We start from the raw sequence: 14658 nt of genomic DNA on the forward strand, positions 1-14658 counted from the left end.
GCACGCCGCGACTTCCCCGTTACCCGGGTGCGGCGGCCTGAGCGCAGACGGCGAGGGCCGGGTCCGCACGGACCCGGCCCTCGCCGGTGCTGCTGGTGGTCGGCGCGTCAGCGCTCGACCTCGCCGGCGATGAACGCCTCGACGGCGGCGTGCGCGTCGTGGTCGGCGTACTGCACGGGCGGGGACTTCATGAAGTACGACGAGGCCGACAGGATCGGGCCGCCGATCTTCCGGTCCAGCGCGATCTTCGCGGCCCGGACGGCGTCGATGATGACACCGGCCGAGTTGGGCGAGTCCCACACCTCGAGCTTCAGCTCCGCGTTGAGCGGCGTGTCACCGAACGAGCGGCCCTCCAGGCGGATGTACGCCCACTTGCGGTCGTCCAGCCACGGCACGTGGTCGGACGGGCCGATGTGCACGTCGCTCTTGGCCATCTCGTGCGGCACCTGGGAGGTCACCGACTGGGTCTTCGAGATCTTCTTCGAGACCAGGCGGTTGCGCTCCAGCATGTTCATGAAGTCCATGTTGCCGCCGAAGTTGAGCTGGTACGTACGCAGCAGCTCGACGCCCCGGTCCTCGAAGAGCTTCGCCAAGGCGCGGTGCACGATGGTGGCGCCGACCTGGCTCTTGATGTCGTCGCCGACGATCGGCAAGCCCGCGTCGGTGAACTTCTGCGCCCACTCGGGGTCGGAGGCGATGAAGACCGGCAGAGCGTTGACGAACGCGCAGCCGGCGTCGATCGCGGCCTGGGCGTAGAACTTGTCGGCCTGCTCCGAGCCGACCGGCAGGTACGAGACGACCACGTCGACCTGCGCGTCGCGCAGCGCCTTGGCCACGTCGACCGGCGTGGCGTCCGACTCCTCGACGATCTCGCGGTAGTACTGGCCGAGGCCGTCGAAGGTCGGGCCGCGCTGCACGGTGACGCCGGTCGGCGGCACGTCGCAGAGCTTGATGGTGTTGTTCTCGCTGGCGACGATCGCCTCCGCGAGGTCCATGCCCACCTTCTTGGCGTCGACATCGAACGCCGCGACGAACTGCACGTCAGAGACGTGGTAGTCGCCGAAGGTGACGTGCATGAGACCCGGGACGCGGTCGTTGGGGTCGGCATTCCGGTAGTACTCGACGCCCTGTACCAGGGACGAGGCGCAGTTACCCACACCGACGATGGCGACGCGGACGGAGCCCATCGCGTGTGCCTCCTTCTTCATTGTCACGGCCGCTCTGTCCTGGTCTCACCAGGCGGAGGCGGGCTGTTGTCTTGTCGTGGGCCGCCGGCCGTCCCGTCGTGCGGGACCGTCGGGGCACGGCCGGAGCGCTCGTTGGCGATGAGCTCCTCCAGCCAGCGGACCTCACGCTCACAGGCCTCCAGGCCGTGGCGCTGCAGCTCCAGGGTGTACGCGTCGAGGCGCTCGGCCGCCCGGCCCAGCATGTCGCGAAGGCCCTCGCGACGTTCCTCGATCGTGCGGCGGCGACCTTCCAGGATGCGAAGTCGGGTCGCCTGGTCGGTTCGGGAAAAGAACGCGAAGTGCACACCGAAACCGGTGTCGCCGTACGTCTCCGGCCCGGTCTGTGCGATGAGCTGGGCGAAGCGTTCCTTTCCTTCCGCGGTGATTTCGTAGACCACCCGACCTCGTCGGCTGGTCAGCGCGGGAACCTCCTCGGCGGTGGCGGGTGTCTCGTCGGCCTCGGTGATCCATCCCGCCGCCTGCAGCCGGCGCAGGGTCGGATAGAGCGAGCCGTAACTTATGGCGGCGCGGATCGCCCCGAGCTTGGCGGTGAGCTCCTTGCGCAGCTCGTAGCCGTGCATCGGGGCCTCCTGCAACAGGCCGAGGATGGCGAGTTCGAGCACCGGCCACCCTCCCTTTACCCTGTGCGTGAAGCGCTAACCGCCACGATGTATCGGACCGATACATCGCACCGTAGCCTCTCGTTCCGGTCTGGGCAAACCCCCGTTCTGATGTCCTCCGGTCACGGATCGTCACGGTGGTCGCCTCGTCAGAAGAGACCGCGTACCCTTTCCCGCATGCGTACGCAGCGCCAGGTCGTCGACTACTCGCTCCGAAAGCGAGCGGCGCTGCGTGAGCTCCTCGCCGGCCGCGTCGGCACCTATGACCTGTGCGACGCGTCGCCCTACCTGAAGAACGCGGCTCGGTTCCACGGCGAGTCCACCGACGAGCGGTGCCCGATCTGCCGCAGCGAGAACCTGACCCTGGTCCACTACATTTACGGGGACGAACTCAAGCAATCGGCCGGCCAAGCCCGTAATGTGGCTGAGCTGACCGTGCTGGCGATGACGCTGCGTGAGTTCCAGGTCTTCGTGGTGGAGGTGTGCCTCGGCTGTGACTGGAACCATCTCGTCGAGCAGTACCTGCTCGGGCGGGACGGTCTGACCGGCGTCGCCGACGGCGACCCGGAGCGCGGCGAGGCGAGCGGCATGACCGCTGACGGAACGGGTGTCCGGCGAAGGCGAGAGGCGCAACGGTGATTCGAGCTCGATCGGCTGACCCCGGTCGCGTGCGACGCGGCTGGGCTGACCGACGGCTTGTAGGTCTGAATGGTCCGATTGATGCGGATCTGACGCCGGTACCACGGCACCCCCGTGCCGGGCTCGCAGGTGTCACAACTCACGGCAAACCGGTGGCGGTGCGACTGCGCCCCACCGCGACGGCAGGGTGTGAGGAATGAACTCGTACGGCGATCCCAGCTCCTCGCGCGGCCGGGCCTGGATTCCGGGCCAGGACGACTCGGGGCAGGCGGACGACGCGTACCGCCGCCCGGGTGGTGAACCGCGCGGAGTCAACTGGTCGACCGGGCCGGAGACATCCGGCCCGTCGGCCCGTGCCTCGGTCGGCGGACGCGCCTCGGTCGGCGGCTCGGCGAGCGTTCCCCCGCGGGGCGGTTCCGCCGGCGCGGCGTCGGTCGGCCGAGCCGGCCCCGGCCGCGCCTCCGTGCCGGTCTCGCCAGCAGTCCCCGGCCGTGCCTCGGTGCCCGTGTCGCCGGCTGGTCCCGGTCGGGCCTCGGTGCCGGTCTCGCCCGCGCCGGGCCGCGCCGGCCGTGCCTCGGTGCCGGTGTCCCCGGCCGGTCCTGGTCGTGCCTCGGTCGGCGCCGCCGCTGTCGGTGCGGCATCGGCCGGTCGGGCGAGCGTCGGGTCGGCGTCCGTGGGTGGCGTCGGCGGTCGGGCCGCGGTGGCCCGGGCCAGCGTCGGTGGCCCCGGTGGGCCGGGCGGGCCGGGTGGACCGACCCGGCCCGGTCGCGGTGGCCGTGATCCGGGTGCGGTGGCCCGCGCCCGCAAGCGCAAGCGGATGAACATGCTGATCGCCGGCTTCGCGGTCTTCATCATGCTGGCCGGCATCGGCGTGGTCGGGTTCACCTACTACTCGACGAACGTGGTGCTGCCCAAGGAGATCCCGCTGCCGCTCTCCACCACCGTCTACGCCAAGGACGGCAAGACGCTTGTCGCCAAGCTCGGCAACGAGAACCGCACCTTCGTCACCATCGACCAAATCCCCCAGCATGTGCGGGACGCCGTGGCCGCCGCCGAGGACCGGAACTTCTACCGGCACTCGGGCGTCGACTACAAGGGCATCGCCCGGGCCGCGTGGAACAACCTCTCCGGCGGCGACAAGCAGGGCGCCTCGACCATCACCCAGCAGTACGCCCGCAACGCCTACGAGAACCTCCAGGACGACAGCTACGCGCGGAAGGTGAAGGAGGCGATCCTCGCCTCCAAGCTGAACGACAACTACACCAAAGACCAGATCATGGAGAACTACCTCAACGTGATCTACTTCGGTCGTGGTGCGTACGGCATCGAGGCGGCGGCCCAGACGTACTTCGACACCAGCGCGAAGAAGCTGACGGTGGCGCAGGGCGCGGTGCTCGCCGCGCTGATCAAGCAGCCGGTCGCCAGCGCCACCCACAAGGGCTTCGACCCGGAGACCAACGAGGTCGACGCGAAGTCCCGGTGGGAGTACGTCGTCAACGGGATGGTCGAGGAGGGCTGGCTCAACGCCCCGGGCAAGCCGGAGCGGCCCACCGAGTACCCGAAGGTCGAGAAGTCGAAGAAGGACAACGGCTTCGGGGTCGCCACTCCGCGCGGCAACGTCATCAACTACGTCCGCAAGGAGATGGAGGAGTGGGGCCTCTGCTCCAACTCCGGTGCCGAGGGCATGCCCAGCTGCGTGGACGAGCTGCGCGAGGGCGGTTACCGGATCACCACCACCATCGACCCGAAGATGCAGAAGGCGCTGGAGGCGGCGGCCCAGCCGGATCGTAAGGGCTCGGTGCTCAAGGGGCAGCCGAAGAACCTGATGGCGGCGGTGGTCTCCGTCGACCCGAAGACCGGCCGCGTGCTCGCCTACTACGGTGGTGACAGTGGTGCCGACTTCGACTACGCCGGCCTCAACACGGATCAGAACGGCAACCTTGTCGGTGGTCACCCGCCGGGCTCGTCGTTCAAGGTCTACACCCTGGCTGCGGCAATTGACGCGGAAATCTCGGTCAAGTCGCACTGGGACGCCACCCCGTTCAAGCCAGAGGGCTTTGACGATCCGATCGTGAACGCTGGCCGGAACGCCGGCTGCAAGAAGTGGTGCACCCTGCAGGAGTCGACGGTGCAGTCGTACAACGTGCCGTTCTTCCACGTGACCGAGGACATCGGCCCCGACAAGGTCCTCGACATGGCCCGCCGCGCCGGCATCCGCACCATGTGGGACGACAAGCAGAAGGTCTACGACCTGACGAAGGAGAAGCCCGAAGAACTCGCACCGAGCAAGTTCGACCGGGTAATTGGCTACGGCCAGTATCCGGTCACGGTTCTGGACCACGCCAACGGCCTGGCCACCCTCGCGAACAAGGGCAAGTACAACAAGGCGCACTTCGTCCGGATGGTGGAGAAGCAGAACAAGGCCACCGGCAAGTGGGACAAGGTGCGCGGCGCCGGCGAGAAGCTCAAGCCGCAGCAGGTGATCCGGCCGGAGGTCGCCGACGAGGTGACCGCGGTGCTCAAGGAGATCCCCGGTAAGAACAATGCCAGCCTGGTGAACCGCGAAGCCGCCGGCAAGACCGGCACCTGGCAGCACGGCAAGACCGACAAGAACGCGCACGCCTGGATGGTCGGTTACGACGAGAACGTGGCCACCGCGGTGTGGATCGGCAGCCGCGACCCGAAGAAGCCGGCGATCGTCGACCGCAACGGCAGCAACGTCGGCGGTGGCAACATCCCCGCCGCGCTGTGGAAGCGGTACATGGACGACGCGCTGAAGGGCTACGACCCGTCCGACCTGCCCGACGTGACCGGGGTGGGCGATCAGGACGCCGGAAACGGCGAGGAGCCCGCCCCACCACCGCCCCCGCCGGGCGGCAACCAGCAGAACTGCAATCCCATTGACTTCCTCTGCCAGCTCAATGGTGGGAACAATGGCGGCCCCGGCGGTGGGGACAACGGTGGCAACAACCCCGGCGGCCCGCCCGATCGTGATCAAGAGCAGGGCGGCGGCGGTGGCGGTCTGCTACCACCCAGGACGACGAGCCGGGAGTAGCTCCCGCTGACGCCACGGGCGGCCGGAGAACCATTCCGGCCGCCCGCAGCGCTGTACTGGCTCGTCAGATGCGGCATGTCGGGGTTTCCGGTGTCCGGGATACCGCGACATGCCGCAGACCGCGAGCGCCGAGGGTCGATTGCCGAGCGTCGGTCGCCGGTGCCCAGGTGACTGAAGTGCCCATCCCCGGCAGGCGGCAGTGCCTCGGGGATTCGCTGTGGTTTCGGCTTCAACGCGGTCGCCTGATACGGCAGGATGCACGGTCATGAGCACGAAGTCGACGCCAGGCATCGATGAATCGGATGCCTCCGATCACCCGTCCCGCTCCGACGGCTTCGTCCGGGGGCTCTCCGGGCTGATCGGCGGCCCGCTCGGTGACCACGCGGTCGCCCGCGACCGGCCCGTCGGCGCGGAGAATCGGTTCTGGACGGCGGTACGGATCGTCCTGGCGCTGACCTGCCTGACGCTGGCCCTGCACTGGGTGCAGAAGTCGCCCTGTCAGGATGGCGCCTGGGTGAACAACGAGCAGTACACCCGCTTCTGCTACACCGACGTGCTGGCGCTCTACTACGCCGAACGGCTCAACGAGGGTGCGGTGCCCTACCGGGACCACCCGGTCGAGTACCCGGTGCTCACCGGGTACTTCATGGGGGCGCTCGGGTTGCCGGTCCACTCGGCCGGCGACGGCAACCCCGACATGAACCAGGGTCAATGGTTCTACAACCTGAACGCCCTGGTGCTCGGTGCGCTCGCGGTGGTCACCGTGGCGGTGATCCTGGCGCTGCGCCGTCGCCGCCCCTGGGATGCCGCGCTCTTCGCGCTCGCCCCGGCGCTGCTGCTCACCGCCACCGTCAACTGGGACTTTCTCGCCATCGGGCTCGCCGCGTTGGGCCTGCTGGCCTGGGCGCGCTCCGGGCCGGGCCCGAAGGGGACGATGCTTGTGGCACTCTCCGGAGTGCTGCTCGGGCTCGGTGGCGCGGCGAAGATGTGGCCGTTGTTCATTCTCGGGCCGATCCTGGTGCTCGCGTTACGCGCCAACCGGATCCGGGCCGCGCTGCTGTCCATCGCCACCGCCGCGGTGACGGTGGTGCTGGTGAACCTACCGGCGGCGATCCCGTACCGGGACAACTGGGACCGCTTCTTCGAGCTGAACACCACGCGTCCGATCGACTGGGGCACCTTCTGGTACATCGGTCGCTACCTGGACGGGAAGTTCGGCGACCCCGCCAGCATCGGGCCCTTCCAGTGGCTGGACGCCAACATCCCCACGCTCAACTACCTGTCGTACGCCCTGTTCGGGCTGGCCTGCCTCGGCATCGGCGCGCTGGCGTTGCTGGCACCGCGACGTCCCCGACTCGCCCAGCTCGCCTTCCTGGTGGTCGCCGCCTTCCTGATCTTCAGCAAGGTCTGGTCGCAGCAGTTCGTGCTCTGGCTGCTGCCGCTGGTGGTGCTCGCCCGGCCCAGGTGGGGAGCGTTCCTCGTCTGGCAGGCCGCCGAGGTCTGCTACTTCATCGCCTTCTACGGCCAGCTGCTCGGCGCGTCGACCGGCACACCGGTCTTCCCGGAGGGCGTCTTCGTGCTGGCCGCGAGCCTGCGCCTCGCCGCCGTGGTGGCCCTGGTCTTCCTGGTCGTACGCGAGATCCTGCACCCGGAGCAGGACGCGGTACGTCGCACCTACGCCGACGACCCGGACGGCGGGCTGCTCGACGGCACCCCCGACGCCCCCTGGCTCGACCGATGGCGAAGCCGCCGGGCCGCCGACCCGACGCCGACGCCCGTGGCCGCCACCACGTGACCCGGTGACGCTTGACGTTCAGAGGCGGAAGACGACGACGTCGTCGATCTCCTCGCGGGTGATGCCCAGCCCGTCGACGGGTGCGTCGACGCTGACCTCCCACGGGGTGCCGGCGATCTCGTCGCGCAGCACCAGCACGTTGTGCACGCCCAGCGTGCGCAGGTAGTCGACGCTGGTCTGGTCGGGAAAGGTCATGGTGACCCGGCGTACGTCATCGAGCTGACGTGGGGTGAAACCACTGCCGCCATTGACGATGTCCTGGAATCGCGTGGTCGACCACAGCATCACCGGTTGGTCGTGGTTCTGCCCGCTGGGCAGCACGAGTAGCGGGCCGTCGACCGAACGCATCGCCGCTGGCTGCGCCGGCACCACCGGATGAGGTGTGGTGTTGGTGCCCTCGGCGATCACCAACAGCAGCGGCACCAGGGTCGCCAGGCGCAGCCAGGGGCTCGGCCATGAGGGGATCCGTTCGGCGGAAATCTCCCGGACCCGCTCGGCGAACGCGCTGACCGCCCCCGCCGCGAGCAGCCCGAGCAGCAACGTTGCCCAGAGCATCAACCGGCCCGGCGTCCGGATGCCGCTCCAGCCGGGCAGATGGTCGAAGAGCGGTACGTAGGTGAAGCGACCGCCGAACAGTTCGGTACCCATCGACAGAGCCATCGCGACAAGCACCCCGGCGAGCAGCAGGAGCCGTTGGCGGACCTTCCAGATGGAGAAGAACAGCCCGCCGAGGGCCAGCGCGTACAGCACGAAGCCGGGCAGCAATGTCATCTCCGGGTGCCACGGCAGTAGCGACCGGGCACCTTCGTGCAGCCCACCCCAGAGGCGGGACTCGGCCGGGGCGGTGACGAAACCGGAGGCGGGGGGCGAGAAGATGGCGATGTCGCCGATCGTCCGTTCCGCGTTGGGGTGCAGCTGCGTGACGGTGAAGTACGGGATGGCCATCAGGACGCCCACCCCTGCGAAGATCAGCCCGCCGATCAGGTCGGCAACGAACAACCGCTGGCCGAAGGGGCGCTTGAGCCGCCAGAAGATTCGTTTCGCGTACCAGATGACGGCGGCCACCAGCACGGTGCCGGCGAGGACGTACGCGAACGGCAGGCCGATCCCGAACCCGAGGCTCAGCTGCCAGGCGGCCACCAGCCAGCCGGCGTACACCCAGCCCTCGTGCCGACGCTCCGGTCGGTAGCCGTGCCGCAGCGACCAGCCGTGGCCCCGGGCCAGCATGGCCAGCGCCAGCGGAATGCCGCCGTTGGAGACCACGTGCAGGTGGCCGGCCTGGGCCAGCAGCCACGGCGCGTAGGTGTAGGCGGCACCGACCACCGCGGAGCCCGTCCGGCTCGCACCGAGCTGCCGGGCCAGCACGTACGCGCCGAAGGTGGCGAGGGCGTGCGCCAGCACGAACATGATGTTGTAGCGAACGAGGGCGGCCTCGGGGCCGCTGCCGATCATGCCGGCCGGCGCGTACCCGAGCAGGGTGTCCGAGAAGGCGAAACTCCACCGTTCCGGGAAGAACGCGTTTGCGTGCCAGAGCTGGGCCGGTTCGGTCAGCAGGATGTGCCCGGACCAGGCCATCTGCCAGGCCTGGAGGCTCGGGTCCCAGTAGTCCTGCGGCAGCGTGTGTGCCGGGTAACGCAGCGTCGGCCAGGTCATCAGCACGGCCAGCGCCAGCGACGCGATGGCGGCCAGCGTCCACTCGTGGATCAGCAGCCGGCCGGCCCACCGGCCCAGCCGCCCGTACCAGGTGGGCACCGGCTCGGGTGCGGGCCCGAAAGCGGCCCACGGGTCCGGCTTGCTTTCACCCTCCGCCGGAGTGCCGTCGGGCTTGCTTCCGTCCGTTGCCGGTTTGCCATCGGGCGTGCCGCTGTCGCCCGCGCCGGCCCCACCACCGCTCGCCTTCTTCCTGCCCCTGTCCTTCTTTCCAGCCTCGTCCTGCTGCCCTGTCCCGTCCTCGTCGCCGACCTTGCTCCTGGCTTCGGCCTCGCTCCCGGCCTCGGCCTTGTCCTGGTCGGTGGTCTTCCCCAGGGCGACCTCGTCCTGGTCGGCAACCTTGCCTGTGGCGGCGGCCTTGCCCGCGGCAACCCCACCCTGGTCGGCGGCCTTGCCAGCGGGGGCCTTCTCGGCAGCATTCTTGCCCGGAGCATCGTCGGCGCTGGTGCGCTTCCGTGTCGTGCGATCCGCGTCGGCCGGGCCGCTCCCGGTGGCCTTGCCCTGGCCAGCCTCGTCGGAGGCGTTCGCCCGGATCTCGTCGCCCGGGTCGCGCCGGTACCGCTGGTCGGTGCCGCCGGGCGTCGGACCACCTGTGGCCCGAGCGTTGCGCGAGGTCGGGCTGGGGCCGCCGGGGGCGGACTGGTCCGTGGTCATCGTGCTCCGGTCTCCCCGTCGAGTTGCCGACGCAGGAAGGCGATGTCGTTGCCCTGCCCCTCGACGCCTCCCGGCGTCTCCACGATGACCGGCGCGTCCGCCGCGCGGATCACCGCAACCAGGAGCTCCGGGTCGATCGTGCCGCCCGACAGGTTGTCGTGGCGATCCCGACCCGACCCGAACCCGTCCTTGGAATTGTTGGCGTGTACCAGGTCGATCCGGCCGGTGATCGCCTTCACCCGATCGACCAGGCCGAGCAGTTCCTCCCCGCCGGCGTGGGCGTGGCAGGTGTCGAGGCAGAAACCGACCTCCTGGTCACCGACGGCGTCCCAGAGCCGGGCGAGCGCATCGAGCCGCCGGGCGCAGGCGTTCTCGCCACCGGCGGTGTTCTCGATCAGCACCGGAAGCCCGAAGCCGCCCGACTCGGCCGCGTACGACAGCGCCTTGCGCCAGTTGTCGAACCCGGTCGCCGGGTCGTCACCGGCGTTCACGTGCCCGCCATGCACCACCAGGCCCTTGGCGCCGATCGCTGCGGCCGCTTTCGCGTGCGCGAGCAGCAGCTTGCGGCTGGGGATGCGGATGCGGTTGTTGCCGGTGGCGACATTGATGACGTACGGCGCGTGCACGTAGACGTCGACATCGGCATCGATCAGCGCTGCCGCGTCGGAGCGGGGCTGCGGCGACTTCCAGCCCTGAGGGTCGGAGAGAAAGAACTGTACGGCGTCCGCTGCTCGGGCGGTCGCCTCCGCCAGCGGGTCGGTCGGATCGACGTGGGCTCCGATACGCATGCAGGCGAGCCTACGTCCCGCCACCGACGGGCGGGCCGACCGCCCGCTACCTGGCCGCGTCACCGGCACCCGGTGGCAGTCGTTGATGCCAATGGATCCTCAGGTCAAGACGACACAACAGCGCTCGGGACAAAAATGTCGGCAATTCTGGTATTTGCCCCATGAAGCACCGGCTGCCACGATAACGTCAGGTAACAACGTGATAAAGCTCCGCGGGGCGTCTCCGGTCCAACCTCATCGGTGTGGTCGTTCCTCCCCAGGTCCCACCCAAGGAATGCGGACCAGGCGCCCCGCGGCCCCGTGGCCGGGGGTCCGTGCCGACAGCGACGTCGGCACGGACCCCCGGTTCGCTCTGCCCGTCACCTCGGTGATGGTGATCGTCAGGGCCGGGTATCCTGGTCCGGTTGTCCGTCCCCGGTCGGGTTCCCCCGATACCGGAACGGGCCACGACGCACGACCTCCTGCCACGGAAGGACCGTGGCCGCCTAGCCCACAGGAGGTGAGCACGTCTTGCGTCATTACGAAATCATGGTGATCCTCGACCCCAGCCTCGAGGAGCGCACCGTCGCCCCGTCGCTCGACACGTACCTGAACGTGATCAGGACCGCGGGTGGCTCGGTGGAGAAGACCGATGTGTGGGGCCGCCGGCGCCTCGCCTACGAGATCAACAAGAAGGCCGAGGGCATCTACGCCGTCATCGACCTCCAGGCGACGCCGGAGGCGGTGGCCGAGCTGGACCGCCAGCTGCGGCTCAACGAGTCCGTGCTGCGTACGAAGGTCCTCCGGCCGGAAATGCGCTAGCAAACCCACCCCGGCCCCATCCGGAACAGCCTCACCGTCACTGTCGGAGGGTTCTGAGAACCTGTACGGCGGAACGGATGAGCGCGCGAGGAGTTGGTCATGGCAGGAGACACCACCATCACGGTCATCGGCAACCTGACCGATGACCCCGAGTTGCGGTTCACCCCCTCCGGTGCCGCGGTCGCCAAGTTCCGGGTCGCCTCGACGCCCCGGTTCATGGACAAGGCCTCCGGTGAGTGGAAGGACGGCGAGCCGTTGTTCCTCTCGTGCACCGTCTGGCGGCAGGCCGCCGAGCACGTGGCGGAGTCGCTACAGCGCGGTGCCCGCGTGATCGTCTCGGGTCGGCTGCGTCAGCGGTCCTACGAGACCCGCGAGGGTGAGAAGCGCACCGTCATCGAGCTGGAGGTCGACGAGATCGGCCCGTCACTGCGCTACGCCACGGCGAAGGTGCAGAAGATGTCCCGGTCCGGCGGCGGTGGCGGCGGCTTCGGTAGTGGTGGCGGTGGTGGCCAGGGCGGCGGAGGCAACTTCGACGACCCCTGGGCTTCGGCCGCACCGGCCCCCTCACGTTCGGGTGGCGGCAACTTCGACGAGGAGCCTCCGTTCTAATGGCGCCGAGCGCCCGTGATCGTAAACCAGGAGCAAGAGCAATGGCGAAGGCTGCGGCACTGCGCAAGCCGAAGAAGAAGGTGAACCCGCTCGACAAGGACGGGATCACGTACATCGACTACAAGGACACCGCGCTGCTGCGCAAGTTCATCTCCGACCGCGGCAAGATCCGCGCTCGGCGGGTGACCGGCGTCACCTCGCAGCAGCAGCGGCAGATCGCCCGTGCGGTCAAGAACGCCCGTGAGATGGCGCTCCTGCCGTACACCGCGACGGCCCGCTGAGAGAGGCACCGACATGAAGATCATCCTGACTCAGGAGGTGTCCGGGCTCGGTGCCCCGGGCGACATCGTGGAGGTCAAGAACGGCTACGGCCGTAACTACCTGCTCCCGCAGGGCTTCGCGATCGCCTGGACCAAGGGCGCGGAAAAGCAGGTCACCCTCATCAAGCGGGCCCGTTCGGCCCGCGAGATCCGCGACCTGGATCACGCCAACGAGGTGAAGGCACAGCTCGAGGCCCTCAAGGTGACCCTGAAGGCCCGCGCCGGTGAAGGTGGCCGACTCTTCGGCTCGGTCACCCCGGCCGAGATCGTCGATGCCGTCAAGGCGGCCGGTGGTCCGGCCCTCGACCGGCGGCGGCTGGAGGTTTCCGGCCACGTCAAGTCGATCGGGTCGCACCCGGTGCGGATCAAGCTGCACCCCGAGGTGACCGCCACGTTCAACCTCAACGTCGTGCAGGGCTGAGTCCCGGCCGGCGAATGACGCAGGGCCCGCACCGTCCACCGGTGCGGGCCCTGCGTCGTCGTTCGTCCAGATGAGCGATCAACCGATGGGTTGACCGGTCACCGCGCTGATCATCACCGTCGAGAGACCGCCACCCACCACGGCGGCAGCGAGCGCCACAGTGGTCGGACGCCAGGTCGTACCCACCCGACGCAGCAGCGTCGCGATCGCCAGGCTGCTGGCCAGGGCCAGGCCGAAGCGCGGCAGCCCGCCCACCATCGCCCCGAACGCCCGCGCCCGGGGCGACTCGCAGCCACCGCCGCTGATGTCGGTCACACAGCCCACGGGTGGGGCACCGTCCAGGGTCAGCAGCCAGACGAAGACCACGACCGCCGGAAGGACGTAGCAGGCCGCGGTGTAGAGCAGCGGCAGCCAGGGGCCACCCGGATCGGGATCAAGCAGGTCGTCTTCCAGCCGGCGGTTCCAACTGGCGTTGCCCACCGACTCGATCCGACGCCGTACCGCCGCCATACCCACCGGCCGAGCCGGCGGGACCGCAGCGGTACGCCGCCGTGACACCGGGCGGGGACGCGGTGCGGTGTAGCCCACCACCGGCGACCGGGGGGCCGAAGCGGGCGCGTCCACCCAACGCGGATCGTCACCGGCCAACCTGGTACCCGGCCAGAAGGTCTCCTGCGGCGGCTCCGGCTCGGGTCGACTGCTCCAAGACCACTGGTGCGCACCGGGTGCACCATCCGACCGGGGACGCTCCGTACGATCCCAACGGTCCGGCTCGGAGTAGTCCTCCCACCTGTTGCGGTCCCGCTGCCGTTCCCGTCGATCAAGCGCGGGATCGCGGTCCCACTGACCCGTGCTGTCCGGCTCCAGCCACTGCTCCGACGGCGACGACTGAAGCCACTGGCTCGTACTGTCGGCGTCCCAGGGATCGACCGGGCCGGAATCGGCACGACGATCCCGGCCGGCGGGCTGCTCCCAGGCATGCAGACCTGAGGCATCCCACGGATCCACCGCAGGTCGGGGCGGTGCTGGCTCCGCCGTCCGCTCCCACGGTTCCGCCGCCCGCTCCCACGGGTCCACTGCGGGACCGGGCGCCGGCTCCACCGCCCGCCGCCGACGTCGAGGCGTCGGGTCGGCGGCCGGCTCCGAGTCGGAGGTCTGCTGACCCTCGTCCTCCAGGCCGGACCAGGTCACCTGGCGTTGGCGGGACTGTGCGCGGCGAGGCCGACTCTGTGGCGCCACACCCGAGACCGGATCGTCCTCCTCGGCTCGGCGGCTGCCGACGTACCCCTCCTCCTGTGGACGGTCGAAGGTCCACTCACGGGTGTGGTCGGACTGCGGCGCCACCGCTGGCGACGAGGCGATGGCGCGGGGTGGCGGATCACGCCAGTCAGCTTCAGGGGAGCGCCGGCTCCGGCTGGCCCGGGAAGCGGAAGCCCCCGATGCTCGCCAGCCGCCATCGCCGTAGCGCGGCCGGTCGTCATCGTCATCGTCGTCCGGCGCGGCATGCCGACCGCCACCGTCGACGCTGCTGACTCCCGACTCCAGCGCCCAGCGCGGCAGATACGGCTCGGCTGGCTCCTCCTGGCCGCGCTCGACGGCTCGCCGACGGCTCGGGGTGCGGTAGCGCTCGACCGCCGAGCCGTAACGGTCGGCCCGTGAATCCTCGACGGGCTCGGCCCACGAAGCGGTCGGTCGCCGCTCGCGCGGACCGTCCTCCCCGCGTGCCCAGTCCCGGTAACTCACGGCCGGAGCGTGACCCTTCTCAACCGAAGATGCAATCCGCTGTCCAGGTGTAGCCGTAGGGCACCGATCTTACGGGAGGTTCAGGACAAAGCCCTACCCGGAAAATCCCTCCACAGGCTGGGGAAAATGTTTCCGCAGGTCACTGGCTTGGCGGGGAGAATTCCCCATCCGTTATCCACACCCTGTGCACACGCTGCGCACATGGTTGTCCACCTGAGTCCACAGGTTGTCCCGAGGCTCGTCCACCGCCACGGTTGAGTGGCTGACCTCGGAGTCC

12 protein-coding genes are annotated in these 14658 nt (G+C 69.4%); 7 read left to right on the forward strand and 5 right to left on the reverse strand.

Going from position 1 to position 14658, the window contains the following annotated elements:
- Window positions 1-107: 107 nt before the first annotated feature.
- Both O7624_RS15910 and O7624_RS15915 read right to left on the reverse strand, forming a co-directional pair.
- A complete protein-coding gene (locus tag O7624_RS15910) occupies window positions 108-1187 on the reverse strand; it encodes an inositol-3-phosphate synthase (RefSeq protein ID WP_093409473.1) in 1080 nt (359 codons plus the stop codon).
- 23 nt (window positions 1188-1210) lie between these two features.
- Complete coding sequence (locus O7624_RS15915; RefSeq protein ID WP_093409356.1) at window positions 1211-1849, reverse strand: PadR family transcriptional regulator; 639 nt, start codon at window positions 1847-1849, stop codon at window positions 1211-1213.
- A 174-nt stretch (window positions 1850-2023) separates the two neighbouring features.
- Here O7624_RS15915 and O7624_RS15920 point away from each other — a divergent pair, with 174 nt between their 5' ends.
- The 3 genes from O7624_RS15920 to O7624_RS15930 all read left to right on the forward strand — a co-directional run bounded on the left by O7624_RS15920 (window position 2024) and on the right by O7624_RS15930 (window position 7335).
- Window positions 2024-2485 carry a DUF5318 domain-containing protein gene (locus O7624_RS15920; RefSeq protein WP_282236344.1) on the forward strand — a complete coding sequence of 154 codons (462 nt, stop codon included), beginning with the start codon at window positions 2024-2026 and terminating at the stop codon, window positions 2483-2485.
- 196 nt (window positions 2486-2681) lie between these two features.
- Window positions 2682-5540, forward strand: a complete 2859-nt coding sequence (locus O7624_RS15925) for a transglycosylase domain-containing protein (RefSeq protein ID WP_282236345.1) — start codon at window positions 2682-2684, stop codon at window positions 5538-5540.
- A 265-nt stretch (window positions 5541-5805) separates the two neighbouring features.
- Window positions 5806-7335, forward strand: coding sequence for a glycosyltransferase 87 family protein (locus O7624_RS15930; protein WP_282236346.1), 1530 nt, complete (start codon window positions 5806-5808; stop codon window positions 7333-7335).
- A gap of 18 nt (window positions 7336-7353) precedes the next feature.
- Here O7624_RS15930 and O7624_RS15935 read toward each other — a convergent pair whose 3' ends face one another.
- Together O7624_RS15935 and O7624_RS15940 are read right to left on the reverse strand one after the other, a co-directional pair.
- The gene (locus O7624_RS15935; RefSeq protein ID WP_282236347.1) at window positions 7354-9699 is read right to left on the reverse strand and encodes a hypothetical protein; all 2346 of its coding nucleotides are present in this window, start codon (window positions 9697-9699) and stop codon (window positions 7354-7356) included.
- Window positions 9696-10487 (reverse strand): deoxyribonuclease IV, encoded by a 792-nt coding sequence (locus O7624_RS15940; RefSeq protein WP_282236348.1) that lies wholly within the window; start codon window positions 10485-10487, stop codon window positions 9696-9698. The genes O7624_RS15935 and O7624_RS15940 overlap by 4 nt, the downstream gene beginning before the upstream one ends.
- A 510-nt stretch (window positions 10488-10997) precedes the next feature.
- On the opposite strand from O7624_RS15940, the gene rpsF reads away from it, so the two are divergent.
- The 4 genes from rpsF (at window position 10998) to rplI (ending at window position 12638) form a co-directional block, all read left to right on the forward strand.
- On the forward strand, window positions 10998-11288 hold the full coding sequence (gene rpsF / locus O7624_RS15945; protein WP_093409369.1) for a 30S ribosomal protein S6: 291 nt from the start codon (window positions 10998-11000) through the stop codon (window positions 11286-11288).
- A gap of 99 nt (window positions 11289-11387) precedes the next feature.
- A complete protein-coding gene (locus O7624_RS15950) occupies window positions 11388-11897 on the forward strand; it encodes a single-stranded DNA-binding protein (RefSeq protein ID WP_093409371.1) in 510 nt (169 codons plus the stop codon).
- Window positions 11898-11938: 41 nt separating this feature from the next.
- Window positions 11939-12178, forward strand: a complete 240-nt coding sequence (gene rpsR / locus O7624_RS15955; protein WP_007073789.1) for a 30S ribosomal protein S18 — start codon at window positions 11939-11941, stop codon at window positions 12176-12178.
- A 13-nt stretch (window positions 12179-12191) separates the two neighbouring features.
- Window positions 12192-12638, forward strand: a complete 447-nt coding sequence (gene rplI / locus O7624_RS15960; RefSeq protein WP_093409374.1) for a 50S ribosomal protein L9 — start codon at window positions 12192-12194, stop codon at window positions 12636-12638.
- A 78-nt stretch (window positions 12639-12716) separates the two neighbouring features.
- Here the strand turns inward: rplI and O7624_RS15965 are convergent, their stop codons facing one another.
- On the reverse strand, window positions 12717-14381 hold the full coding sequence (locus O7624_RS15965; protein ID WP_282236349.1) for a hypothetical protein: 1665 nt from the start codon (window positions 14379-14381) through the stop codon (window positions 12717-12719).
- Between the last annotated feature and the right edge of the window lie 277 nt (window positions 14382-14658).

This window comes from Verrucosispora sp. WMMD1129 (genome assembly GCF_029581255.1).
GTDB lineage: Bacteria > Actinomycetota > Actinomycetes > Mycobacteriales > Micromonosporaceae > Micromonospora > Micromonospora sediminimaris.